At 59.2% G+C, this 25,682-nt stretch carries 19 protein-coding genes; 12 read left to right on the top strand and 7 right to left on the bottom strand.

Annotated features, from left to right (window positions below; genetic code table 11):
* Positions 1 to 12: 12 nt before the first annotated feature.
* The 5 genes from CRD20_RS05625 to CRD20_RS05605 all read left to right on the top strand — a co-directional run bounded on the left by CRD20_RS05625 (position 13) and on the right by CRD20_RS05605 (position 9,218).
* A complete protein-coding gene (locus tag CRD20_RS05625) occupies positions 13 to 1,074 on the top strand; it encodes a cysteine synthase family protein (RefSeq protein ID WP_187405028.1) in 1,062 nt (353 codons plus the stop codon).
* Positions 1,056 to 2,510, top strand: a complete 1,455-nt coding sequence (locus CRD20_RS05620) for an MATE family efflux transporter (RefSeq protein WP_070429115.1) — start codon at positions 1,056 to 1,058, stop codon at positions 2,508 to 2,510. Before CRD20_RS05625 ends, CRD20_RS05620 begins: the two co-directional genes overlap by 19 nt.
* A 74-nt stretch (positions 2,511 to 2,584) precedes the next feature.
* Positions 2,585 to 4,618: a galactan 5-O-arabinofuranosyltransferase gene (locus CRD20_RS05615; RefSeq protein ID WP_187405027.1), complete on the top strand. Its 2,034-nt coding sequence runs from the start codon at positions 2,585 to 2,587 to the stop codon at positions 4,616 to 4,618.
* Positions 4,619 to 4,750: 132 nt separating this feature from the next.
* Positions 4,751 to 8,149 (top strand): arabinosyltransferase domain-containing protein, encoded by a 3,399-nt coding sequence (locus CRD20_RS05610; RefSeq protein ID WP_187405026.1) that lies wholly within the window; start codon positions 4,751 to 4,753, stop codon positions 8,147 to 8,149.
* Between the two features lie 40 nt (positions 8,150 to 8,189).
* Entirely contained in the window at positions 8,190 to 9,218 is a 1,029-nt protein-coding gene (locus CRD20_RS05605; RefSeq protein ID WP_187405025.1) for a TIGR00730 family Rossman fold protein, read from the top strand.
* A gap of 27 nt (positions 9,219 to 9,245) precedes the next feature.
* Here the strand turns inward: CRD20_RS05605 and CRD20_RS05600 are convergent, their stop codons facing one another.
* Positions 9,246 to 10,196 carry a glycoside hydrolase family 25 protein gene (locus CRD20_RS05600; protein WP_187405024.1) on the bottom strand — a complete coding sequence of 317 codons (951 nt, stop codon included), beginning with the start codon at positions 10,194 to 10,196 and terminating at the stop codon, positions 9,246 to 9,248.
* Between the two features lie 106 nt (positions 10,197 to 10,302).
* On the opposite strand from CRD20_RS05600, the gene CRD20_RS05595 reads away from it, so the two are divergent.
* The 3 genes from CRD20_RS05595 (at position 10,303) to CRD20_RS05585 (ending at position 14,955) form a co-directional block, all read left to right on the top strand.
* The gene (locus CRD20_RS05595) at positions 10,303 to 12,336 is read left to right on the top strand and encodes a M13 family metallopeptidase (RefSeq protein WP_187405023.1); all 2,034 of its coding nucleotides are present in this window, start codon (positions 10,303 to 10,305) and stop codon (positions 12,334 to 12,336) included.
* A gap of 259 nt (positions 12,337 to 12,595) precedes the next feature.
* Entirely contained in the window at positions 12,596 to 13,552 is a 957-nt protein-coding gene (locus tag CRD20_RS05590) for a sugar-binding transcriptional regulator (RefSeq protein WP_187405022.1), read from the top strand.
* A gap of 209 nt (positions 13,553 to 13,761) precedes the next feature.
* The gene (locus tag CRD20_RS05585; protein WP_370545976.1) at positions 13,762 to 14,955 is read left to right on the top strand and encodes a YihY/virulence factor BrkB family protein; all 1,194 of its coding nucleotides are present in this window, start codon (positions 13,762 to 13,764) and stop codon (positions 14,953 to 14,955) included.
* A 35-nt stretch (positions 14,956 to 14,990) separates the two neighbouring features.
* On the opposite strand, the gene CRD20_RS05580 is transcribed toward CRD20_RS05585, so the two are convergent.
* Together CRD20_RS05580 and CRD20_RS05575 are read right to left on the bottom strand one after the other, a co-directional pair.
* A complete protein-coding gene (locus CRD20_RS05580) occupies positions 14,991 to 16,208 on the bottom strand; it encodes a NupC/NupG family nucleoside CNT transporter (RefSeq protein ID WP_048732023.1) in 1,218 nt (405 codons plus the stop codon).
* A 45-nt stretch (positions 16,209 to 16,253) separates the two neighbouring features.
* Complete coding sequence (locus CRD20_RS05575; protein ID WP_049189792.1) at positions 16,254 to 16,673, bottom strand: cytidine deaminase; 420 nt, start codon at positions 16,671 to 16,673, stop codon at positions 16,254 to 16,256.
* Positions 16,674 to 16,842: 169 nt separating this feature from the next.
* Here CRD20_RS05575 and CRD20_RS05570 point away from each other — a divergent pair, with 169 nt between their 5' ends.
* From CRD20_RS05570 to CRD20_RS11170, 4 genes are all read left to right on the top strand, one after another.
* Positions 16,843 to 18,129 (top strand): thymidine phosphorylase, encoded by a 1,287-nt coding sequence (locus CRD20_RS05570; protein ID WP_070862555.1) that lies wholly within the window; start codon positions 16,843 to 16,845, stop codon positions 18,127 to 18,129.
* Between the two features lie 106 nt (positions 18,130 to 18,235).
* On the top strand, positions 18,236 to 18,886 hold the full coding sequence (gene deoC / locus CRD20_RS05565; RefSeq protein WP_187405021.1) for a deoxyribose-phosphate aldolase: 651 nt from the start codon (positions 18,236 to 18,238) through the stop codon (positions 18,884 to 18,886).
* Between the two features lie 10 nt (positions 18,887 to 18,896).
* Complete coding sequence (locus CRD20_RS05560) at positions 18,897 to 20,660, top strand: phospho-sugar mutase (RefSeq protein WP_187405020.1); 1,764 nt, start codon at positions 18,897 to 18,899, stop codon at positions 20,658 to 20,660.
* Between the two features lie 637 nt (positions 20,661 to 21,297).
* The gene (locus CRD20_RS11170) at positions 21,298 to 21,771 is read left to right on the top strand and encodes a hypothetical protein (RefSeq protein WP_255468739.1); all 474 of its coding nucleotides are present in this window, start codon (positions 21,298 to 21,300) and stop codon (positions 21,769 to 21,771) included.
* 44 nt (positions 21,772 to 21,815) lie between these two features.
* Here the strand turns inward: CRD20_RS11170 and CRD20_RS05550 are convergent, their stop codons facing one another.
* The 4 genes from CRD20_RS05550 to CRD20_RS05535 are packed head-to-tail and all read right to left on the bottom strand — an operon-like array spanning position 21,816 to position 25,483.
* On the bottom strand, positions 21,816 to 22,502 hold the full coding sequence (locus tag CRD20_RS05550) for a heme oxygenase (biliverdin-producing) (protein ID WP_187405018.1): 687 nt from the start codon (positions 22,500 to 22,502) through the stop codon (positions 21,816 to 21,818).
* Positions 22,495 to 23,319, bottom strand: a complete 825-nt coding sequence (locus CRD20_RS05545; RefSeq protein WP_016421809.1) for a heme ABC transporter ATP-binding protein — start codon at positions 23,317 to 23,319, stop codon at positions 22,495 to 22,497. The genes CRD20_RS05550 and CRD20_RS05545 overlap by 8 nt, the downstream gene beginning before the upstream one ends.
* Positions 23,319 to 24,398: an iron ABC transporter permease gene (locus tag CRD20_RS05540; RefSeq protein WP_187405017.1), complete on the bottom strand. Its 1,080-nt coding sequence runs from the start codon at positions 24,396 to 24,398 to the stop codon at positions 23,319 to 23,321. Before CRD20_RS05540 ends, CRD20_RS05545 begins: the two co-directional genes overlap by 1 nt.
* An 11-nt stretch (positions 24,399 to 24,409) precedes the next feature.
* Entirely contained in the window at positions 24,410 to 25,483 is a 1,074-nt protein-coding gene (locus CRD20_RS05535) for a hemin ABC transporter substrate-binding protein (RefSeq protein ID WP_187405016.1), read from the bottom strand.
* Positions 25,484 to 25,682 lie beyond the last annotated feature (199 nt).

Genomic DNA, 25,682 nt, shown 5'->3' with positions numbered 1-25,682 from the left:
GGCCAAATAAAGATGCCAAGAAGAATTTATACGCAGATGTCTCAACTCATTGGCAATACTCCTCTGTTCGAGCTTGTCTGTACTCCCCAGAAAAGTCGCGTTTTGCTTAAGCTCGAGCAATTCAACCCAACTGGAAGTGCGAAAATCCGGATGGCCCAGTCGATGATTAAGGCGGCAGAGCAGGATAACCGACTTCAAGAGCATGGCACTATCGTTGAATCGACTTCCGGTAATACTGGACAGGGCTTAGCACTTCTTGCACTTGAGCGCGGATACGACTTCGTAGCAGTCGTCGATAATCATTCTTGTAAAGATAAATTGAACTCCATGCGTGCAATGAATGCACAGATGTGCTTCGTTTCCAATCAAGATGACGATTCGCTCGCCACATCGGCTAGAGAAAACCATGCTGAGGAGCTCGGCAAACAACACGGCTGGGTATTCATGAAGCAGCATGACAATGTCGCAAACTCGATGGGTTATTACCCTGCAGCTGATGAAATTTTGAATGATCTTGGGGAAAGTCCGACTCATATCATTAGTGCCGTAGGCACAGGTGGAAGCCTCTTTGGAGTTACTGAACGTCTCCATCAATTGGGACACCGTCCCACTATTATAGGCGTCGAACCGGAAGGTTCCATTGCATTCGGTGCTCCTGGACACGACTATTGGCAATCTGGAACGGGCACCCCCGAAGGTGCAGTTATCGGCACTTCAGTTCGCTACGACTTACTCGACTACGGAGCAAAGGTATCCGACAAAGCAGCTTTCGCTGCATGCCGAACAATCGGAAAGCACATGGGGCTTCTACTGGGAGGATCTGCTGGCGGAGCCGTAATAGCAGCCCTCGAGCTCCTACCGAGCTTTCCCGCTGGTTCTACATCATTGACCATGGTGTGCGATGGAGGGGAAAAGTATCTAGATACCGTGTTCAACGATGAGTGGATGGCCGAACGCGATTTGCTCGATGTAGCTCTCGAGTCCAAAATTTGGGAACAAGTTATGTCATTGCGCGCTGGGGAAAGCCCAATTTCGCTAAATTCAACACGAGTTTCATGGTCGAAGGAAAAGTAGTGCCCGGAGCTACCTCTCAGAAACTAAACCGCCAGATTTTGGCGTTGTCTCTTCCCCTTGCCGGCACACAGCTTGCGAATATCGCAATTTCAACCACCGACACTTTCATGATGGGCCAACTTAGCCTCGGGGCTCTTGCTGGCGGAGGTTTGGCAGTTGTGTGGTTTAACCAGATACGCACAATGGCCGTGGGCCTATTAACACCGCTGGGCAATAGAATTGCGTCGGCTCATTCACTCTACGAAAGCAAATCTCGCGAGCGAGCGGACTCCGAACTATCTGCCGCTACGCTGCAACGCGAAATTCGCAACCTCTCACGCACCGGCTGGCTATTAGCAACTGTCAGCGGTCTAGTGGGAGCACTGGTTCTGATGGCGATTGCCTACGCCCTACCGTTTTTCGGCCAGTCCGCTGAGATTAGTTCCGCAGCCACTTCCATGATGTGGTTGCTCGCGCCAGGTCTTGTTCCTTGTTTGTGGTTCCAAGTCTCCCGTCAGTTTTGTGTAGGCCTCGGCAAACCAAAATCTCTACTGCACATCACCGTGGCGATGATTGTAGTGAATGCAGCATTGAACTACGCACTCGGTTTCGGGTTCGGGCCTATTCCTGCATTGGGGCTGCTAGGTATTGGACTGTCCACCACACTGGTTCATTTATTGTCGGCCCTAATTTACCTGCGAATCACCATCCGAGATCCCGACCTCTCAACTTTTCTTGCCCTCGATTTCTGGAGTGCCGACAGAGACACGATGCACGGAAGGCTCCGTCACCTCGTCCGCACTCAGCTTCGTCTGGGGCTTCCAGTCTCAGCAACCTACGGAGCCGAAGCGGGCATGTTTTCTGTGCTGGCGATGGTCATGGGATCCTTTGGCACAGAAGCACTCGCAGCGCACAACGTCGTCTATCAAATAACCTTTATTGTTTTCCAGATTGGTGTTGGGTTCTCCCACGGCAGCTCTATTCTTGTGAGTCGCGCTTGGGGTCTGAATGACAACTCCCTTGCACGCCAAGTCGGCATTCGAACTCAAACGATGATGGCTGCCATCGTTGCTGTTGCTTCCGTCAGCTTTCTTTGCGCTCCCCGCCTCGTACTTTCCCCATTTATAAACAGCTCCGAGAAATCCAATGCCACCGAGACATTAAGCATCGCATTGGGGTTGTTGGCTATTGGCGCAGTGATGGAATTTGTCGATACTGCACAAAACATAGCTATCGGTCTCCTGCGCGGGATTAGCGACACCACTACTGGTTTGAAGGCATCCCTCACTGGTTATTGGATTATAGGTTTGCCAGCTGCTTTAATACTTGCTTTTCCCATCGGTCTAGGGCCTCACGGGGTGTGGTGGGGATTGGTCATCGGGCTTGCCAGTTCTTCAATAATCCTTTGGAGAGCTTTCCTTCTCGCGACGCGTAAAGACCTTACCGTGAAACTCTAAAGAACTCGTCCCTCAAAGCGATATCCACGTCGCAGGTATCCGGTCGTTCACGTTCGTGTGCAACACTTAAAAGCATGGTTGACAAGCAGGCCGACACCTCATCATGCAGCGAAGCCCAACAGGCTTCGCCAGCTTTTGACGAAACTACAGAGTTTTCCACAAACCGGCTCGCAGGCGAGTTCACCGACGAAGATCGCTACGAGATCTTCAATGATGACCAGCTCTCCCTCAAGGCTGCCCTCCTCTACCTGGTCGCAGCGCTTGTGGGCGGTTCGGTTATCGCTCTGGCGTCCTGGTTTGTGTTCCACCGCCTGTCACTGCCGGCCTTTGGCGGCTCGCAGCTGACCAGGGCGGTCGCAACAGCGCTGATTGTCATCACGCTGACGCTCACCACCGTCCTGCTGTATTTCTTCGCCACCAAGGGCAAAGACAATCGCCCCCGGTGGCTAACGTGGTTGACGTACCTGATGGCTTACATGTCACCGGCCATTCTGGTGGTCTCTGCCGTCGGCCTGCCGCTGGGCTCGACCAAGCTGTGGTTAGACGGTCTGTCTGTCGACCAGGAGTTCCGCACTGAATACCTCACCAGGATGGCCGCGGAGCCTGGCCTGCATGACATGTCGTACATCGACATCCCGTCTTTCTACCCCGCTGGTTGGTTCTTCCTGGGCGGACGCCTGGCCAATATCCTGGGCATTGCCGGCTGGGAGGTCTTCCAGCCCTGGGCGTTGATGACACTCGCCGCTGCTGGCTGTGTTTTGATTCCGGTGTGGCAACGCCTGAGTGGCTCCCTGCCAGTAGCCACTGGCATTGCGCTGACAACCACGGCCGTCGCCCTGGCCACTGTCGCCGATGAGCCCTACGCCGCAGTCGTTGCTATGGGTCTTCCGGCGATGACCGTGATGGCCTGGCGCGGTCTCACCGGCGCTTGGTCCGCCATGTTTGGCGTGCTCGTCTTCCTGGGTATTTCTGCGACTTTCTACACTCTTTACACTGCCGTAGGCGCGCTTATTGTGGTCGTGTTGGCCGTGGTCGCGTGGACGTCGTCAAGCTCGTGGATGCCTGTAGTGCGCCTGATCATTATGGGCGTGGGATCGATGCTGATTGCGGCGACGGTGTGGGGTCCGTACATGCTGGCGGTTGTGACGGGGGCACCGCGCTCGGGCGCGACAGCGACGCATTACCTGCCCCCGGAGAGCGCGCAGCTGCCTTTGCCGATGCTCGCCGCCAGCGTAATCGGTGTGCTGTGTTTCATCGGCGTCGTGCGCATGCTGGTCAGCGCCACGGAGCCGGATGCCCGCGCGCTCGGCCTGGGCACGCTGGTGCTCTATGGCTGGGTAGTGGCCTCGATGGTGGCGACGCTGCTCGGACGCACGCTGCTGGGGTTCCGCCTCACCGCACCGATTACGTTCATGTTGATTGCGGCTGGTGTGGTCGCGCTTGCCGACGCCCGTCTCAACGGCATCGAGAAGTATTGGCCGCAGGCGGCACCAGCTCACATTGCCAAGCGCGTTTCCGCGGTAATGGCGGCAGTCTTGCTGCTGGCGGGCATTGGCTACGCGCAGTCGATTCCGAATAAGTTGCATGGCGCCATCGACTTGGCGCATACCGACACCGACGGTAACGGCGAGCGCGCGGACCGCTTCCCACCGAATGCCGGGGCGTGGTACTCAGCGGTGGACCAAACGCTGAAGGAGGCCGGGCTCGATCCGGCCCAGACAGTGGTGCTGACGGATGAGAAGAATTTCCAAGCACTCTATCCCTGGTATGGATTCCAGGCACTGACCAGCCACTACGCTAACCCTCTGGGTGAGTTTGACCGCCGTAATCAGGCATTGGAGGAATGGTCGGAAATTCGCGATCCCGATGAGCTCGTGCAGGCCATGGATGAAACGCCGTGGCGCGGACCGGATGCCATTGTGCTGCGGGGCGAGGTTGAGACACCTGATGGCGAGGATGCCGCTCCACTGACGTTGGACATCGCGGATGATATCTATCCGAACAATCCGAATGTGGTCTTCCGGAGCCTGAATTTTGCCCGCTCTGCATTTGAGAAGCACTGGGAGCTAAACCAGGTCGGCCCGTTCGTAGTGGCGGTTCGCAAGTAGGTATTGGCAAGTAGGTATTGGGCGGCCATCCCCTGCTATAAACGTGATTCCTGTTACTAATGTGGAAACTGTGATGTAACTTTCGCGTTGCAAACTCAAAGAAAAACGCCAATTACCGTAGTATCTTTCCTTGTGACTGCCGAAACTAAAGAAATCAAAGAAAGTGTCGACGGCTCACCCGAAGTGACCATCGACCGCGTGGAGAGACCGCCTATGGACGGCCCCTCTCCTACGACGCTGACTCGTTGGACAGCGATTATCGCTGGAATCGTCGGTTTCATTTGCTTTGTCATCACACCGTTCCTCCCGGTCGTGAATACTCAGTCCTCCGTGTCTTGGCCTCAGCGCGACACACTGAACTCAGTGGATGCGCCACTCATGGCGCAGGCACCGTTGGATTTGAGCGTCGATCTGCCTCTGTCGCTGACGGATGAACTTTCCGACAAGCGGACAACCCTGTTGTCGACTATCCCGCCGACCGCGGATAAGCCGACTAAACGGGGCTTGATGGTGCGTTCGGGCAAGGACGGCCTCGACGTCATTCTGCGCGACAGCGTGGTGATGAGCCTGGATAAGAAGGAGCTTGCCAGCAACAAGGGCAAGATCCTGGAGATCCGCTCAAACGAGCATGAGACCACCGTCAACATCGACGGCGCCAAGAACTCAGATGGTGAGAAGCTCACCGCCACCGCACAGGGCGATTACCGCCCGCAGGTCACCGGTATCTACACTGACCTGCCCGCTGACGGCGACGCGGCCAAGGCCGTAGCCGATGGACTCGATGTCCACATGAACATCGACTCCCGCTACACCTCACACCCGACAGTGGTGAAGTACATCGTCATGTACTTGGGTCTGCTTCTGACGCTGGCTTCTCTGGTCGCGTTAGCTCGCATTGACCGTATCGACGGTTCCTCCTTCACTCCGCTGTTCAAGCGCGGTGCGTTGAAGCCGACTCCGCTGGACATCCTGGTTGGCACGATTTTGGTTGTTTGGCACTTCATCGGTGGCAACACTTCCGATGACGGTTACATCTTCACCATGGCGCGCGTCTCCGACGAGTCGGGCTACATGGCGAACTACTACCGTTGGTTCGGCGCTCCTGAGTCACCGTTCGGCAGCCCCTACTACGACCTGCTGTCGCTGATGGTGAAGGTGTCCACCTCGTCTCTGTGGATGCGACTTCCTGCGCTGCTGTCCGCACTGCTGGTGTGGTTCATTATTTCCCGAATGGTTATCCCGCGCCTCGGCGAGAAGATTGCCCAGCGCCGGGTGGCCTACTGGTCTGCTGCTGGTGTGCTGTTGGCCTTCTGGCTGCCGTACAACAACGGACTGCGCCCGGAGCCGGTCATTGCTCTGGGATCCCTGCTGACCTGGGTATTTATCGAGCGCGCAATTCTAACTCGACGCCTGCTGCCAGCTGCAGTCGCAGTGGTTATCGCCACGCTGGCACTGGGCTCGGGCCCAACGGGCCTAATGGCAGTTGCCGCCCTGCTCGCAGGCATCCCGATGCTGGTGCGCATTGTCGTTGAGCGCCATAAGGCTCTCGGTGGTGGTTGGCAGGCCCCACTGATGCAGATTGCACCGTTCCTGGCTGCCGGCACCGCCATCTTGGTCGGTGTCTTCGGCGACCAGACTTTGGCCACGGTCCGCGAGTCCATTCGCGTCCGCAGCATCATCGGCCCGTCGGAGCCTTGGTACAACGAGTACGTCCGCTACTACTGGCTGGTGCTGCAGTCGGTCGACGGCGCCTTCCCGCGTCGTTTCCCGGTTCTGATTGCACTGGCGTGCTTGAGCATCACGATTGCCGCGCTGCTTCGTCACCGCACCGTTCCGGGGGCTCTGGCCGGCCCGTCGGCACGCCTGGTGTTCATGTTCATCGGCACCATGTTCTTCCTGACCTTCACGCCGACAAAGTGGACGCACCACTTCGGCGTATACGCGGGCATCGCGGCTTCCCTGGCAGCACTTGCCGCCATGGCCATTAGCCATTGGGTAGCAGGTAACCCGCGCAACCAGCTGTTCTTTGCCGGTGGTATCACCTTCATCCTCGCTTTCTCGCTGATGGGTATTAACGGCTGGTGGTATGTGTCGTCCTACGGTGTGCCGTGGTTCGACAAGACTATTCAGTTGCGCGGCCACCAGCTGGGTTCAGCAGTATTGGCTCTGGCCTTGCTACTGCTGCTGGCTGGTGCCGTAATGAACTTCGTCCAGGAGTTCCGCACCAAGCCGAAGTCGCAGGAAAAGTCGGCACGCGCGCGCCGCATCAATGCAGTTGCATCGTCCCCGATTGCGGTGACGACGCTGCTGGTGACGATGTTCATGGTGGCTTCGCTGGGCAAGGGCGCAGTGTCGCAGTACCCGGCATACTCGGTCGCCGCGGGCAACATCCGCTCCTTGGCTGGTCAGACATGTAATATGGCGAGCGATGTGCTGATGGAAACCGATCCGAACGATGGCTTCCTGAATACCGTCGATGGCAAGCCGCTAGCGGAATCGCTGCGCGGTGGCGGCAAGAACCGTGGCTTCGACCCGAACGGCGTCCCGTCAAACATGAAGGCCGAAGCTGTGGACACCAGCCAGAGCCAGGCAAGTACTGCCGACACTGATGATCAATCTACTGATCCGGAAGCCACAGTTGAGGGCGGTTCCGCGTCGGGCACCGACGGCGGCAAGCGCGCCGACAAGGGTGTCAACGGCTCGCAGGTCGAGCTGCCATTTGGCTTGGATCCGGATAAGGTGCCGGTGCTTGGCTCCTACTCCGAGGACATTCAGCGTCCTGCAAGCCTGGAAACTTCCTGGTTCCAGCTGCCTGAGATTGACGAGGACCACCCGCTACTCGTCGTATCGGCGGCCGGCCGTATCTTCCACCACGACATCAACGGTGTGGCTCAGCAGGGTCGCAAGCTGGTGGCAGAGTACGGTCGCAAGGGCGGCGACGAGGATGGCTTCGAGGTCCTCTCCGAGTCGGAGCCGATTGATATCGGCCCTGCTCCGACCTGGCGTAACCTGCGCTTCCTGACCGAGGAGATCCCAGAGGGAGCGACCGCTGTGCGACTGGTCGCGGAGGACAATGACGTCTCCGAGGATCAGTGGCTGGCACTGACCCCGCCGCGCCTGGCCGAGCTGCAGTCGATGACTGATGTCATTTCGCCGGAAACTGCGACTATCCCGGACTGGCCGGTTGCCTTCCAGTTCCCGTGCCAGCGTCCGTTCGACCACTACGCAGGTGTCGCAGAGCTTCCGGAATACCGCATCACTCCGGACCGTGGCCTGAAGGTCGTCGGTGCAGATGTCTGGCAGTCGGTCGATGGCGGTGGTCCGCTCGGATTCTCCGACGCTGTGAATGAGGCTACGTCCGTACCGACTTACCTCAAGAACGACTGGCGCCGCGACTGGGGTTCCGTCGAGAAGCTCTCGCCACGTCCGAATAAGGACAAGGTCAAGCCGGATGTCGCCGAAATTGAGTATGAAGATATCACTCGCTCGGGTCTATACTCGCCCGGGAAGATGATTGTGAAGGATCCCTAGGCGAAAGAGCCTCGGTGCCTCCTTCACCTAAGGAGCCCGAGTGACTGCACAAACCCGTTCCATCGTTGTCGCCGCAATGGTTGTGACTGACCCGGTGGGGCGGGTTTTGTGCGTTCGTAAGCGGGGTACGGATACGTTCATGCTGCCCGGCGGCAAGTTCGAGCCGGGTGAGTCCGTCGATCGCCCGGAGGTCACCGCCGCTCGCGAGGTCTCCGAGGAGCTCGGCGTGGACATCGACCTATCGCTGTTGCGTCCGTGGAATATCGCCCGTGCGGCCGCCGCCAACGAGGCGGGCTTCGAGGTCGTCGGCCACCATGTGCGCTATGTCGGCGAGTTCACCGATGAGCTGGCGAACGTTCAGCCCCACGCCGAAATTGAAGAGGTTCGCTGGCTCGACCCCTGGCTACCGACCGGGAAAATCGCCCCTATGCTGGTCGAAACCACTCTGCCGAAGCTCCGCGAAGAGCTGCCCCAGCTTGCCGCTGGCCGTGAGCAGCCACAGCGCGCACTGTCGTCACTGACTGTCTTCTGCGGCTCCGGCTTCGGCAACGATCCCGCCTGGCGCGTCACCGCCGAACGCCTCGGCCAGACACTCGCGGAAAATCGGGTGGAGCTCGTCTACGGGGGCGCGGCGATTGGTCTTATGGGAACGGTTGCTAACGCGTCGCTTGACGACGGCGGCAGTGTCACCGGTGTCATCCCCGAGGTCCTGGTCAAGAAGGAAATTGCCCATCCGCGGCTGACTCACCTGGAAACTGTTGCGACTATGGCCGACCGCAAGTCGCGCATGTATGAGCTTGGCGATGCTTTTGTTGCGCTCCCCGGCGGCGCGGGCACGCTGGAGGAGTTCTTCGAAGTGTGGACCCAGCAGCACCTGGGGATTCATGCCAAGCCAGTGGCGTTGCTGGGTCCTTCGGGCTTTTGGGAGCCGCTGTTGGCTCTGCTCCGCAACGTTGTGGATGCGGGTTTTGTGCGGCCGGAGCTTCTCGATGCGCTTATTGTCGTCGACGACGTCGACAGGCTCCTGCCTGCGTTGATTGCGTGGCGTGCGGGGCGGACGAAGTTTTAGCCCGACCCCAGACCCCACAACATCCTGCTAGTGAGCAGCAGCCAGCTGCTGCAGCTCAGCTTCGGTGCCGTTGAAGACGTCCTCGTCCACGTTGGTCGGGATGCCATCGACGCGGCCGGTGGAGGAACGCTGCCAGAAGGCCATACTCTCCCAACCGCCCGGCAGTGAGGTCGGAGCGCTGTCTTCGTAGGCGGCGAGCCACAGCGGGTAGTCGGTGAAGTCGGTCGAGTTACCCATCGGGTTCTGCCAGAACCAACGGTAGGTGTAAATCATCGGGGTTTCGCCGGTCTTTTCCTCTACGCGCTCGAGGAAGTCCTTGGTCCACTTCTGCAACTGGGTCGGGTTGAGGCCATTATCCAGCTCGATGTCCAGCACCGGCGGCAGTGTCTTGTCTGTGGAGATTTGCTCATCGCGCTGCTGCAGTGCTTCTACGTACTGGTCAGCCTGCGCGGTTGCGGAGCGATCCGGGTGTGCCTTGTGGTAGCTGCCCACATACAGACCGGCCTTCGCTGCAGCAATGGAGTCCTCGAGGAAGTACTTCTGGTCACCTTCGACACCGTCGGTGGCCTTGATGAAAGCGAACTTCTGGCCGCTGGCTGCGACCTCGTCCCATTTCAGCGCGACGCCACCCGGGCGCTGCCACTTGGAGACGTCCACGCCGGTCGGCCCCATGTGGAAGCCGGTGCGCGCCGAGTTAGACGATGCATTCTCGGTGGATTGAGACTCAGCGCTCGACTCAGAGTTAGTGGACGAACCGTTGGCATCAGAGCCCTGCGACTCCTGAACAGTCAAAAAGTCGAGCGAGCCCTTGGAATCAGCAGCGGACGGGTTGGAGTGTGCAGATGCGTCCTGGGGTTGCGCGTCTGCCGGTGCAATAGCACCCAAGGTCAGCGGCGCAACGGCCACGATACTTGCCAAAGTGGCGCGTCCCGGGCGTCGCTTCAGCACCGCGGTCGCGGAAAGTGGAAGAAATTTCATGGTTTGCACCTTACCCCCTAAACCACTTCAGCCCCATTCGTAAGCCTAAACTTATTCCACCCCTCCAGTCACAGCTTCAATCCGCCCTTGCCCCTAGACTGGCGGCATGACAAATAGCACTAATACTGAGACCCAGTCCGCAACGTCCCAATTCTCAACAACTCCTCGCCCGCAGGATGACCTCTACTTGGCCACCAACGGTGAGTGGATTAACAATCACGTCATCCCGGCTGACCGCCCCATCGATGGCGCCTTTTACAAGCTGAGGGATGAGGCGGAGGAAAACGTCCGCGAGCTCATCACCACTGCCGCCGATGCGGATCCGAATTCCCGCGTCGCTCGCTTGTACAACTCTTTTATGGACGAAGCCGCTATTAATAACGCCGGCGCAGCTCCTCTCGCGCAGGATTTAGAAATGATTGCCTCCGCCGAGAACGCGCATGAGCTGGCGTTGGCGCTCGGCCGCCTCGACCGCCTCGGTGTCGGTGGTGCGCTCGGGTACTGGGTAGAGAAGGATTCTGGCTCGGACCTGGACGCTCTCTATCTGTTGCAGTCGGGTCTCGGCCTCCCGGATGAGGCTTACTACCGCGAGCCGGGTCACGCCGACACCCTCGCTGCCTATGAACAGCATGTTGCCGCTATGTTGAAGCTTCTCTCCTCGCATGACGACGGCGCGGGGAACCTCTCCACCGCGCTTGCTGCATTCGAGTTGGTGGACCCGGCCGCTGCGGCGGCGCGCATCGTGGCTTTTGAAAAGCGTATTGCCGCTGGTCACTGGAATGTGGTCGATACCCGCGATGCACTGAAGACCTATAACAAGACGGCCATTTCTGACCTCCCCACCGGCTTCCCGGTCGCGGAGTGGCTCGCGGCCACCGGTGTCAATGAGACGAACCAGACTGCCATCGACACCATCGTGGTGATGATGCCGTCGTACTTCGAGCACTTAAGCAAGCTGTGGCAGGACACTGACCTGGCAGATCTGCGCCTGTGGGCACTGTGGCGCGTCCTCCACCAGCGTGCCGCCTACCTGTCGGATGACTTCTCTGCGGAGAGCTTTAACTTCTACGGCCGCACCTTGCAGGGTTCGACCGAGCAGCGTGCACGCTGGAAGCGTGGTGTTGCCTTTGCGGACGGGACGGTTGGACATGACGTCGGCAAGCTGTATGTGGAAAAGCATTTCCCACCGGAGTACAAGGAGCAGGTCTTGGAACTGGTGGACTACCTGCTGGCGGCGTACCGGGAGCGCATTTCGGAGCTGCCGTGGATGACGAAGGCGACGCAGGAGCGGGCGCTGGAGAAGTTGTCGCTATTTAAGGCCAAGATTGGTTACCCGGAGCGTTGGCGTGATTACTCGGCGATGGAGCTCGGGGATTCACTGATGGAGAATGCTCGCGCTGCCAGCGCTTTTGCGCATGATTATGAGGTGGCAAAGCTGGGCACCCCGGCCAATCGTGATGAGTGGCATGGTACTCCGCAGACGGTCAATGCCTTCTACAATCCAGTGGTCAATGACATCACGTTCCCGGCTGCGATTTTGCAGTCGCCGTTCTTCTCACCGGACGCTTCTCCGGCGGAGAACTTCGGTGGCATCGGTGCGGTTATTGGTCACGAGATTGGGCATGGTTTTGATGACCAGGGCTCGCAGTATGACGGTCACGGCAACCTTCACCAGTGGTGGACCGATGAGGATCGTGCAGCTTTTGAGAAGCTGACCTCCGCGCTGGTGGACCAGTACGAGGGCCTGGTTCCGCAGGCTCTGCGCGAGCAGGCCGAGGAGGGCGCTGACCTGCCCGGCGTCAATGGTCGCTTCACCCTGGGCGAGAACATCGGTGACTTGGGCGGGCTTGGTATTGCCGTCGTCGCTTTCCGACGTTTCCTCGCTGCCCGCGGGAAGGAGCTCGGGCTGGAGGACACCCCCGAGACCTACCGTGACCTGTTCAAGCAGTGGGCACTGGTCTGGCGTTCCAAGATTCGTCCGGAGTTTGCACGCCAGCTGCTTGCCATCGACCCGCACTCACCAGCGGAGTTCCGCTGCAACGTCATTGCCAGCAACATCGATGAGTTCCATGAGGCCTTCGGCACTTCAGCGGGGGACGGCATGTGGCGTGAGCCGAATGAGCGCGTGAATATCTGGTAATTCTGCGGGAACTCAACCTGCGCTGCCTTATCCTCCGATGCTTTCCGGGCTCTCCGATGCCTTCCGCAGCCTCCGGGGACAGCAAATGCCTCACCGTTTACTACAAATGCAAAAGCTGACTTTTTGTTTTTGCAAACGTGGAACTAAAATCACAGGTGAGGCGCACGCTTTCCCGATGACCAAGTCGGGCAGGGTCCCAATCAAGCGAGGTTCCTGTTACAAGTGCGCTTACTAAGTGCTCTTGCTGGAGGAGGCCGCTGTGGACACCCGCGACATCCAAGCACTCACCGCCGTCAAGCTCTATTACGGCGAGGGGCTCACACAGTCTCAGGTTGCAACCGAACTCGGGGTTTCCCGCCCAACGGTCTCTAAACTGCTCAACCTTGGCCGTGAGCGCGGTTACGTGCGCATTGAAATCCACGACCCGCGCGAGGAAGCCTCAGAGACCGCGACGCAGATGCGGGATCGCTACCAGCTCAACGATGTGCGCCTGGCGCAACCGGCACGCGCTGGCAACGCAGTCTTACTCCGCGAGTTGGGGCGTGTGGGCGCCGAGCTTCTCGACGAGCTGGTGGTCGACGGTACCCTTCTCGGTGTTTCGTGGGGTAAGACCATGTACTCCGTATCCACGCAACTGAAGTCCAAGGATGTCTCGGGCGTGGAAATTGTGCAGCTCAAGGGCGGAATGAGTCATTCCGATAAGTCGACGAATGACATCCGCACTATTGGCGGGTTCTGCCACGCTTTCCATGCCTATGCCCGCACATTGCCGCTGCCGGTGATTTTCGATTCGGTCGAGACCAAGCGCATCGTGGAACAGGATCGGTTCATCGCCAGCGTATTGGCGCTTGGCCGGACGGTGGACATTGCCGTTTTCACTGTCGGCGCAGTCGACCATGATTCACTGGCCTTGAACTTGGGGCAGCTGTCGGCAACCGAAAAGGACTTACTCGTGGAGCGCGCAGTGGGCGATGCCTGCTCACGCTTCTACCGCCCGGACGGTGGCATTGCGCTGCCAGAGGTCGATGCCCGCACGGTAGGTATCAGCCTCTCTGACCTGCGCCGGATCCCCACTCGGGTACTTGTGGCCGGTGGCGCACACAAGGCCGAGGCTATCGATGTGGCCCTTCGAACAAAGTTGGCCACTCACTTGGTCATTGACGATGCCACTGCCGAGCGCCTACTTTCGCTGGACTCATCGGACTCATCGGACTGACCGGGCTCGCCAGTCTCACCGTCTAGCCCCTGCCCCTCCCTCTGCCACGGAATAGCCGTCTCGGGACGCATCAGTACAAAGAACTGACACCCGGGTCTGAGAAGCGCCTCTGCCCTCTTCGACCGATAGACTTAAGCGAGCCTGCATGTCAGCGCATATGTCGCACACGTACCGCAGCCGCTGTTCGGTCGGAGAGGACGATTCTTTAGGTGTCACCAGCACAGCAGATCAAGCACACACTTCAGGCCTACGAGTCGGCAGATGCATCTTTTGCTCAGTCCGCGAAGAAATTGCCATCCGTGGGATGGAAAGGAGCGCTCTACGCTCTCAAGCGTGCGGGTATCGAGTTTTTCTTGGAGCTCGGTTTCGACGCTGCCGCGAAGTTGACTTACTACACGGTGCTAACCTTCGCACCCGCACTGCTTGCGATTTACTCAATTGCCACGCTGATGTTGGCCGGCTATACAGAAGACCTCAACCGACTGACCGAGGATTTCATCCGCAGCTACATTCCAGCTGAGTATGCCGAACCGATTCGCAATGTCATCTCAACGATTATCGGCTCCGCCACGGGCGGTCTTGTCGCACTGACTATCGGTATTATCTTCGCGCTGATTTCGTCGTCGGCCTACACGCGCGCATTTTCGCGCACGGGTAACTCCATCTATGGCGTTTCCGAAGGTCGCACGCTAATTCGCTACCACCTGCTCATGGTCGCCATTACGCTATTGCTGCTCATTGGCACGGTGGTGCTGCTTATTGCGATTATTGTCAATGACCAGCTAGTTATCACCATCGTCGAACCGGTTGCCCGCCCGTTGGGCATTGAATCGACCACGCGACAGGTCATTGACTTCTGCATCTCCGTCTGGAGTTGGCTGCGCTGGCCGGTCATTATCGTCATGTCGATGATTCTGATTGGCTCGCTGTACTACTTCACACCGAACGTGCGCATGCGCAAATTCCGCTGGCTCAGTACCGGTTCGGCACTGGCAATTATCAGCTCGCTGATTATTGGCAAGGCATTGCAGCTTTACCTGTTCAACTTTGCGGCATCAAACCCCTACGGCGCCATGGGTGCCGTCATTGCTCTCATGACTGCACTTTGGGGCATTAATGTCGTCGTGGTCTTCGGCTTTAAGCTGGATGCCGAGGTTGAGAGGATGCGCCAACTGCGCGCCGGCCTGCCCGCAGAGCGATACATCCAGCTTCCACCCCGAGCTACCGCGGCCGCCGAGGGCGAGCAGAAGATCCATCAGAATCTAGAAAAGCAGGCGGCCGAATTCCGAACTGAGGAACCCGACCGCCTGGATAAAATGCCAGCAGAAGCAACTGAAGATTTTTCCTCGCAGCCCGCTGCTGAGACTGACCCTGCTACCGATCCGTTCCAGAAGATCGACTAGCAGGGCCAGTAACTAACCACACAGCAAGCACCTAGCTATAGCGCAATCACACCCACAATTGCAGCGTTGAGCAGGTTGGTGCACAGACCCGCAATCAGCGCCAGCGGACCGTTCTTGGCAATCTCACCGCGACGCTCCGGCGATAGCGCACCGAAGGAACCGATCTGAATTGCAATGGAAGACAGGTTGGCGAAGCCAGCCAGGGCGAAGGTCGCCAACATGATGGACTTCGGATCCAGCGAGTCGACGTGCTCCGAGAACGAGGTGTAGCCGACGAACTCGTTCAGAATCGTCTTCTCACCAATGAAGCTACCGACCAGCCCTGCGTTCTCCCACGGCACACCAATCAACCAGGCAATCGGCGCGAAGATTAGGCCGAACAGCCCCTCCAGTGACCAGTTTTCCTGACCGAACCAGCCGCCGATGCCGCCAATCATGGCCGACAGCATCGCAATCACAGCGATGAACGCAATCAACAGACATGCCACAACCACAGCGATACGACCGCCGGCCAACGCACCCGATCCTAGCGCGTCAATGACGTTCTTCGACTCAGTGTCGCGGACATCCTTCACCGACGCATCCAGATCGGATTCCTCCGTCTCCGGCCAGAAAGTCTTCGCAATCAGCAGCGAGCCCGGCGCGTTCATTACCGATGCCGCCAGCAGGTACTCCAACGGCGCACCGAGCAGGGAGTAACCGATCAAGGTCGATCCGGCCACCGACGCAAAACCGCCCGACATACATGCGAACAGCTCCGACTTGGTCAGTTTCGGAATATACGGCTTAACGACGAGCGGAGCCTCCGACTGCCCGAGGAAAATCACCGTGGAAGCGAAGACGGACTCCACCTTCGAGGTTCCCATAATGAACTTCAGTGCGGACCCGACATATTCAACGAAGTACTGCACTACCCGCAGGTAGTAGAGGGCGCCGAGGACCGCGCCCAGGAAGATGATCACTGGCAGCACGTTGAGCACGAAGACGAAGTTTTTACCCGTGCCGTCGAAAAGATTACCGAAGACAAACGAGGTGCCCTCATTTGTAAAGTCGATCATCTTCTCAATGGCACCGGCCACGCTCTTCAACGCCTGGAAGCCGGGTTCCCACTTCAGCACTACCAGCGCGAACACCGCTTGCAGCAGCAGGCCAACGCCGAGTGTGCGCCAGTTAATGGCTTTCCTGTTCTTTGAGATAGCAATGGCAAATCCGATGACGAGGATGATGCCCAGTAAGCCTTGCAGTCTATCCATGACTAAGGTCTTCTTTCTTGATAAAAGAGGCTGCGGTGATGATGCCTACAGGTCCTCGGGACCAAAGGCGTAAGGGAGAATTTTTTCGAAGTCGATGCTGGCCGGAGCGCCTAAACCACCATTTTCCGGGCGCTCGGATTCCACAATGACACGCTTGCACCCAAATTCGTGCAGGACCTGCCGACAGGCACCACAGGGGTGGCACGGTGCCGCCTTTCGCCCGACAATGGCACAGGCCGCAATCTTATGGTTGCCGCCGTGCTCCGCGACCATGCGGAACACGGCTGTACGCTCTGCGCAGTTGGTCAAGCCATAGGATGCATTTTCCACGTTGCAGCCTGTGACCACCGTGCCGTCGTCAAGCAGAAGTGCGGCACCGACCGGAAAACCTGAATAGGGGACGTACGAGTTTTCCGTGGCTGCGTAGGCCTTAGCCAGTAATTCTTCGTCTGAGATGTGAGACATTGTGCTCTCCCTCCCCGAGCCTGTTCGAGGTGTTTATGCAAACATACTTATGTGGGTACAAATGGAAAGTTAACTATTGACATTTGTTCTAGTGCTGATGATAATCGGAATCAGCAGAGTTCACAAGACCAATATCGCTAAGCACAATCGCCTATAAAAGGAGCGAACAATGGCTGAAAAGTTCGATGTAGTTGACGTCATCAAGGTAAAGCGTGATGGCGGTGAGCTCAGTCCGGAAGAGATTTCCTGGGTCATTGATGCCTACACTCGCGGCGTCGTGGGCGATGAACAGATGGCGGCGTTGAACATGGCCATCTTCATCCGCGGCATGAACCGTCGCGAGATTGTGGATTGGACTCAGGCGATGATTGACTCGGGCGAGACCATGAGCTTCGCATCGCTGAGCAAGCCCACCACGGACAAGCACTCCACCGGTGGTGTCGGTGACAAAATCACGCTGCCGCTGGGCCCACTGGTGTCCTCCTACGGCGTAGCCGTCCCGCAGCTGTCCGGCCGCGGCCTCGGCCACACCGGCGGCACCCTGGACAAGCTGGAATCCATTCCGGGCTGGCAGGCTGATGTTCCGAATGACCGCTTGATGCAGATTCTGGAGGATTCCGGCGCGGTCGTCGCAGCAGCCGGTGCGGGCCTGGCACCTGCGGATAAGAAGATTTACGCGCTGCGTGACATCACCTCGACGGTGGACTGCATTCCGCTGATTGCCTCGTCGATCATGTCCAAGAAGATTGCGGAGGGCACCTCCAGCTTGGTGCTGGATGTCAAGGTCGGCTCGGGCGCCTTCATGAAGGATCTAAATCAGGCCCGCGAACTGGCCCGCACCATGGTTGACCTGGGCAACGATGCGGGCGTGAACACCCGCGCGCTACTGACGGACATGTCCACTCCGCTGGGCCTGACCATCGGCAACGCCCTCGAGGTCCGCGAATCGGTAGAGGTTCTCGCTGGCGGTGGCCCCGCGGACGTCGTGGAGCTGACCTGTGAACTGGCCCGAAACATGCTGGAGCTGGCCGGCGTGCACGATGCCGACGTGGAGCAGGCTCTGAAGGACGGCCGCGCAATGGATTCGTGGAAGAAGATGATCCGCGCTCAGGGCGGCGATCCGGATGCCGCGTTGCCGGTGGCACCTCACACGCACGATGTGGTTGCGCAGGCCGACGGTTACCTGACCAAGCTGGATGCACTGGCTCTCGGCGTTGGTTCCTGGCGCTTGGGCGCAGGACGTGCTCGTAAGGATGATCCGGTGCAGGCCACTGCCGGTATTGAGATTTTCGCCAAGCCGGGAGACAAGGTGGTCAAGGGCCAGAAGCTGCTCACGCTGCACACTGAAACTCCGGATAAGTTCGAGCGCGCTCTCGAGTCCATCGAGCCAGGCATTGAAATCGGCGACACCGCGCCGACAGCCGAGCACGAGATTATCCTCGATCGCGTGTCCTAGAAAAATTACTGATGGGCTCGCGTCGGCGCCACTTCCCCGCCCCGAGCCCGCCACCTCCCTACCTTGACGCTCTCTCCCAAATTTCCGAAAGGACTTGATTTCTCCCATGACTTCCCGCGCTGACGTTGCCAAGATGATTGACCACACCCTGCTTAAGCCAGAAGCCACCTCTGACCAAGTCAAGGCTCTTATCGCCGAGGCCGCCAAGCTCGGCACCTACTCCATCTGCATCTCCCCCTCGCAGCTCCCAGTCGAGGTGCCTGAGGGCCTACACATCGCCACTGTCGTCGGATTCCCCTCCGGCGCGGTAAAGGCCGAGGTCAAGGCCGCTGAAGCCGCTCGCGCTGTGGCCGACGGCGCTGAAGAAGTCGACATGGTCATTAACATCGCCTTCGCCAAGGAGCACCGCTTCGACGACCTCGAGGCTGAAATCAAGGCTGTTCGCGATGCCATTCCGGGCAAGATCCTGAAGGTCATCATCGAGTCGGCCGCCCTAACCGATGAGGAAATCATCGCAGCTTGCAAGGCCTCCGAGTCCGCAGGCGCAGACTTCGTCAAGACCTCCACAGGTTTCCACCCAGCTGGCGGCGCTTCCGCTCACGCCGTGAAACTCATGCGCGAAACCGTGGGCGACCGCCTTGGAGTCAAAGCCTCTGGCGGTATCCGCGATGCCGCTGCCGCTGAGGAAATGATCGCCGCTGGCGCCTCTCGCCTGGGCCTTTCTTCCTCCGCCGCTGTCCTCGACGGTCTGAAGTAGGCGAACCCCGATGCTCTCCGAACAGCTACAAGCCACCATCACCGATTGGATCGCCCACGATCCGGACTCGGCCACCGCCGCTGAGCTCTCCTCGCTTTACGACGAAGCCAAGGCCGCCAACCCCGATGCGATTGCCGAGCTGGAAAGCCGTTTCGCCGGGCCACTCGAATTCGGCACTGCAGGTCTTCGCGGTGTCGTTGCCGCTGGTCAGTCTCGCATGAACCGTGCCACGGTCATCCGTGCCACCGCTGGCCTGGTTGCGCATCTGAAGAACATTGTGGGCGACGACTTCACCGTGGTCATTGGTTGCGATGCCCGCCACGGCTCCGCCGATTTTCACCGCGATGCCGCCGCGGTTGTCGCCGCAGCCGGTGGCAAGGCCCTGGCTCTGCCACAGCAGCTGCCCACACCGGTGACCGCCTTTGCCGTGCGCCACCTCAATGCCGATGCCGGCATCATGGTCACGGCCAGCCACAATCCACCGAAGGACAACGGCTACAAGGTTTACCTCGGTGGCCGCGCGGTGGAGTCGGATTCCCGCCGAGGCGTCCAAATCATCGCGCCCCATGACAAGCAAATTGCGGACGCCATCGCCGCTGCTCCACCGGCTGATGAGGTCCCGCGTGACTTCGATGCCGTCGAGCAGGTTGGTCCTGAACTACTGGACGCCTATGTGAAACGGGCGGCTGCGCTCGCAACGACGTCATCAAGCGAAGAGAAGCAGGCAGCGAAGATTGTCCTCACCCCGATGCATGGCGTCGGCGGCGAGACCATCGTGCGCACACTGAACGCGGCAGGTTTCTCGAATGTCAGCGTGGTCGAGAAGCAGTTCGCGCCGGATCCGGAGTTCCCGACGGTATCGTTCCCGAACCCGGAGGAAGCCGGTGCACTGGATCTTGCGTTTGAGCTGGCACGTGACGAAGACGCGGATGTCATCATCGCGGCTGATCCGGATGCGGACCGCTGCTCGGTAGCTATTCCGGACAGCGGCGTCGATGGCGGCTGGCGACAGCTCTCCGGCGATGACATCGGTGCGTTTCTGGGTGAAGTCATCGCTGCGGATGCCGAGGCCCGTGGGATTGCGACCGTGACCAATGATGAGGGCGCAGAGTTTCCGGCCACAATGGCTAACTCGATTGTGTCCTCGCGCCTGCTGGGCAAGATTGCCGCAGGTCACGGACTGAATTATCGCGCTACACTGACCGGCTTTAAGTGGATTGCTGGTGTGGACGGGCTCGTCTTCGGCTACGAGGAGGCCATTGGCTACTGCACTGACCCGGCAGTCGTGCGAGACAAGGACGGCGTATCTGCGGCGGTGCGTGTCGCCGACGCGGTGGCGCGACTGAAGGGCCAGGGTCTTGGCATCCAGGACCTTCTGGATGATGTCGCCCGTGCCCATGGTCTCTACAAGACCGCACCGTTGACCTTCCGTGTCGAGGACCGCTCGCTGATCACCAAGGGCATGGACACTCTGCGCGCCAACCCGCCTGCACAACTGGCTGGTTCGAAGGTCACGCAGGTCACGGACATGAATGATGGCCTAGACATGGTCGATGCCAAGGGCGAGAGCTATCACATCCCTCCTACCGACGGCATTCTCATCCTCACCGAGGCCAACGACCGCGTCATTGCCCGGCCTTCCGGCACGGAACCGAAGCTGAAGTGCTACCTGGAAGTCGTGCTGCCGGTCGCTTCGTCCGCGATTCCACACGTGGCCGCGGCCGAGCGGCTCGACCAGATTAAGGCCGAGCTCAAGGAAATCCTGGGGATGTAGCCACTAAGCAGCTACCAGCTACCAGCTACACCTCGCAACAAACTGGGGTGCGCATGAACGAAACGGCCGAAAAATGGCCGTGGGGTTTCACGCGCGCCCCAGTTTCACATATGCAGCCCGGAGTCTTGGACCGGCTCATGAGTTACTGACTAGGTTTATGACAAAAACAAGCAGAAATTAGTGCCGAAACTGACATAAACTTAGGCAGTTTCTCGATGGTCACAACCTCATTTGAAGCTCACCACCTCATTTCGGGTCTAGCTAAACCCGTCCTTGCCGCATTTTGCGGACAACATGCGTCTCCTAACATGCTTTACAGTTTTCCCAGTAATACAATAAAAGCCGTTAACCGTGTCCCCAGGGGATGGAACACCATTCGCTACGCGGGTTGGGCTCATCACAGGGGGAACACTTCCTCCTCGTGATTGGTACGTCCAGCATGTCGCATAACGAGTTCCCCAGCTCAGACCCCAACTACAATTCGAATCCTTCCACCGGTTCTTTCGGCCCCGTGTACCCGAACCAGGCACCTCAACCCCAACCACAGCCGCAGCCCCAATTCGCTGGGCAGCCGGCACCAACTTTCGCTTACACAGCCCCGGCGTATCCGCAGCAAAGATCAGGTACTTCCGGCGCAATGATTGCGCTCATTTCAGTGCTGGTCGTGGTCCTGCTGGGCCTGGTTGGCGCGGTACTTTATGTCACCCTGAGTAAAGATGACTCGGTAACTGCGGCCGACACACAGACGGCTGCCACTACACAGGCCGCTGCCGATGCTTCGAGCCAGCCCAACCCACCGGTCACGCAGACTGAGACCGTGGTTGTTCAAGATTCGAGTGGCTCATCCGGTAATTCGGGCTCGTCTCGCTCATCGGGCCTGGCTGGCGGCAACCTCTCCAGCGCATGGAAGGGCACGTCCTCAACGAGCGATCCGTTCGTTCGAAATGTACACAGCGCCTACGTCCGCTATCGCAATTCCACTGGTGCGGAATCCGGCACCATCACGGCCTACAGCCCAACGACTGGCCTGACCTACAACATGTGGTGCCGTCCTGCTGGCAGCAACATCAAGTGCACGGGTGGCCGTAACGCAGTGGTGTACATCGGCTAACGCATACCGCCCACCGCCACGGCCACAGCACTCCAGTCCGCGACCTACGCCACAGCGTCGTCTAGGCCGCCGTCTAGGTCGTGGAAAATGGCCCGGTTGAGACGAAATGCCTTTTTCGCCTCGTCAACCACGGCATCTTTATCGGCATCCGAAATGCCCAGCTCAGACAGACTCCGTCGGTAGCCGTCGCGGTAGGGCTTAATTTTTCCGATAGCGGAGAAGTCATAGAATCGGGTTCCCTCCGCACCGATGCCGTAGTGCTTGGCCAGCATGGACGCAATTACCTGACCACCAGAAAGATCACCCAAGTAGCGAACGTAATGGTGCGCCAATGCGGCGTTGGCGTTGCCGTTGCTTTCGATTTCACGAAGCTCGGCCACGTAGTTCTTTGTCGCCTCCACAGGCGAGATCTTTTCCCGCCATCCAGGCCCCACCAAATGCTCAAGGTCGGCCTCCAGAGCCTCCAGGCGCTCCAGCTGCGCATCGTAGACCGCGCTGACCTGCGGCGACTCCGCAGTGGACCGCACTGCCTGCTCCAACGCTTCGTAAACAAAGTAGAGCTGACCAGTTAAATCGATGGCCGCCTGCGCGTCCAGTTCACCCGCCAGCAGTCTCGACATGAAGTCGGAGTTTTCCGCTTCACTGTGGACACCCGCAGTCTCCACTTTGAGTCGCTCTGCCAAGGGCTGAGCAGCCAGCTTGTCATCCTTTTTAATCGTGTTTTCAACCATGATTTTCTTCTTTCTCTGCGAGGTTCGGAGACTGGGGTGAGAGGTTTTTGTCCGCGCGTTGAGGTACCAGCACTGGGTTGCCCGCGGAGTCCTGAAGCACTTCCACACCGATGCCGTAGACTTCGCTGACGGTCTGTGCATCCAGGGTTTCCGCAGGCGGGCCTTGCTTTACGACGCGCCCCTGCGCCACCACCACAACGTGATTGGCATACGCCGCTGCGGCGGACAAATCGTGCAGGACTACAACCACGGCTTTGCCCGCCGCCGCGCGGGCGCGCATCATTCCCATGATTTTTTCGGCGTGGTGGAGGTCCAGAGCCGCGGTCGGTTCGTCGAGAAGTACGACGGGAGTGTCCTGGTAGAACACGCGCGCGCTGTGGACGCGGGCGCGCTCGCCGCCGGAGAGGGTCGGGACTTCCCGGTCAAGGAGGTGCGCGACGTCGCATTCAGTGATGACTTCCGCGAGCAGCTCCTCGTTCGGGCAGCCCCAGGGGTTGCGTCCGAAGTCGATGACCTCGCGGCTGGTGAATGGCACGGACAGTTCTTGGCTCTGCACCAGGACAGCGCGGTAGCGGGCCAGGTCGGCGATGGAGAGCTCGGCAATGGAGTGCTCGCCGATCCGGACGTCGCCGCCGCTGAGCTCATGGTCGCCGGAAAGCGCTGCGAGCAGTGTCGACTTTCCGGCACCATTCGGGCCGACCAGCGCGGTGACTTTTCCGGGCTCGGCGACCACGGAAACATCGTTGAGGATGCGGTGACCATCCAGGGTGATGCTGACATTTTCGGCAGAAATGCCCAGGCCAGAGTGAATTTCCATTAGTGCACCGCCCTCTTCGAACGCAGGAGCAGCCAGAAGAACAGCGGGCCACCGACAATCGAGGTGAGCATTCCCAGCGGCAGGTCCGCACCGGTGATCATGGTGCGGGCCGCGAGGTCGGCCAGCGTTGTGGCCAGCGCGCCGCCGAGGATGCATGCGGGAATCAGCGTGCGATGCGCTGGTCCCAGCAGCAGTCGTGCAGCGTGCGGCACGACCAGGCCGATGAAGACGATGATGCCGGAAAATGCCACTCCAGCCGCCACGACCAGGGACGTGCCAAAAATGATGGCGCGACGCAGCGTGACGACGTTAATACCCAGGTGGCGGGCTTGCGCTTCACCAAGACTCAGAATGTCCAGCTTGCGGTAGCTGACCCACATGGCAATCACGGCCGGAACTGTCACCAACGTAATAATGACAACCTGCGTCCAGGTGGCACTGGCAAACGAGCCCATCTGCCAGAACACAATGCGGTCGCGGGCAGCCGTGGAGGCTACGAATGTCAGGAGCGAAACCAGACCACCACAGATGGAGTTCACAGCCACACCGACCAGAATGATTCGAGCGATATCGCGGCCACCGTGCGCATTGGCGGCCACAATAGCCGTGGCTACCGCGCCACCAATAAAAGCTGAGACCGCAATGGCCCAGCTGCTGGCGAAGACACTCAACACTCCGCCGAGCACTCCGGAAAGCCCGGCGGCGGTGCCCAAAACTGTGGCGGTGGCAGCGCCGACCGCGGCGCCGGAGGAAACGCCGATGAGGCCGGGTTCGGCAAGCGGGTTGCCGAACACCGCTTGCAGCGCCACACCTGCGAGGGCGAGCCCCGCGCCAACGAGGCAGGCCAGCGCGATGCGCGGCAGTCGCACTTGCCACAGCACAGTGTCGATGGGCTCTGGCGCGTCACCGAGACCGCCATTGAACACTAGCCTCACCATTGAGCTCAGTGATTCGCCGACGGTAGCGCCGAACTGCCCCACGGAGGCCGACCAACCTATTGCCAGCACCAGCGCTAGGGCGAGTCCAATGAAAACGGCCACCTGTCTGAACGGACTAGTTTTGTTCGCGGTTGTCTGCATTGCTCAGCCAGTCACTTTCCCGCAGTCTTGTCAGCGCCATCACCAGCACCGCCACCGTAGAGAGCATCCGCAATGGCGCGAATCGCACGCGGCGACTGCGAGTCAAAGGACAGCAGCTGCGAATCGGGCACGTCCACAACGGACTCATTCTGGCCCGCCGGGGTCTGTGCGATGCCCGGGATTTCCTTCAAGCCTTCAATCCCGCCGACGGACTCCAGGCCACCAGACATAACCAGGATGGTGTCTGGAGCCGCAGCAATCAGGGACTCCGGAGTAATAGGCGTGAACGCACCCTCAATACCCACGCCCTCACCGGCATCGACACCGCCGAGACGAGTAATCAGAGAACGCCCACCAGAATCCGGTCCCGCAATCATGGCCACACCGGTTCCGCGCACATACAGGATCATCATCTTGCGGCCATCGGCCTTGGCCTGCGCGTACTCGGTCGCAGCCGCCAGCTCCTTGTCCAGGTGCTCCTTCACCGGGCGAACTTGGTCAGCCAGGCCGACTGCGCCCGCAACCTCGTCGATAAGCGTGTTGATGGTCTCGGGAGTGCGCTCGTCCGACACATGGACGACAGTGATTCCCGCCTTTTCAAACGTGTCGAAGACACGGCTAGGGCCAATCGTGCCATCGGTAATGATGAGCTCCGGCTTCAGCTTCATCACCGACTCAGCATTGACTGCATGTCCGCCAATGGTGAGGTTCGGCAGATCCTTTACCGCCGGGAAATCGGAGGTGGCGTCGCGCCCCACCAGACGGTCTCCGAGGCCAAGCGTGTAGACCGCTCGGCTGAGTGCTCCCGCCCGGTCAAGCGTGAGAATACGCTGGTAGTCCTTATCTTCTGCCGGCTTCGGGTCTTTCAGCAGCACTTCGGGGTTTTCCGAAGGTAGGTTCGCATGCGCGGCACCGTGAGCGGAAACGTTGTCGGCGCGCGGAACCGTCGTCACGCCAGCGCTTGACGACGATGCCCCCTCCCTCGCGGCATCATCGGAACCACAGGCGACTAGTCCTGCGACTAGGACAACACTCAGCAGTGTTCCGGCAAGACTGCGAACGCGACAGGCAGGCACGGTGAACATATTCCCCCTCTGTGAGCTGACACTGCACGGAGATAGACGACAAAAAGAATGACTAAATAACGACTAACACTAGTAACAAAGAGCTTAGAAAGGACTTTGCTCTACTCACCCAAAGAATCTTAGGCTATCTTTTAGTTCTAGGTTAGCCTACCCTTAAATAAAGATAGTAATTTCTACAGTTTTTCGGAAGGACGTTACC

Source organism: Corynebacterium sp. LK33, from assembly GCF_014334955.1.
Taxonomy (GTDB): domain Bacteria; phylum Actinomycetota; class Actinomycetes; order Mycobacteriales; family Mycobacteriaceae; genus Corynebacterium; species Corynebacterium jeikeium_D.
This window is presented reverse-complemented; position numbering and strand designations above follow the sequence as displayed.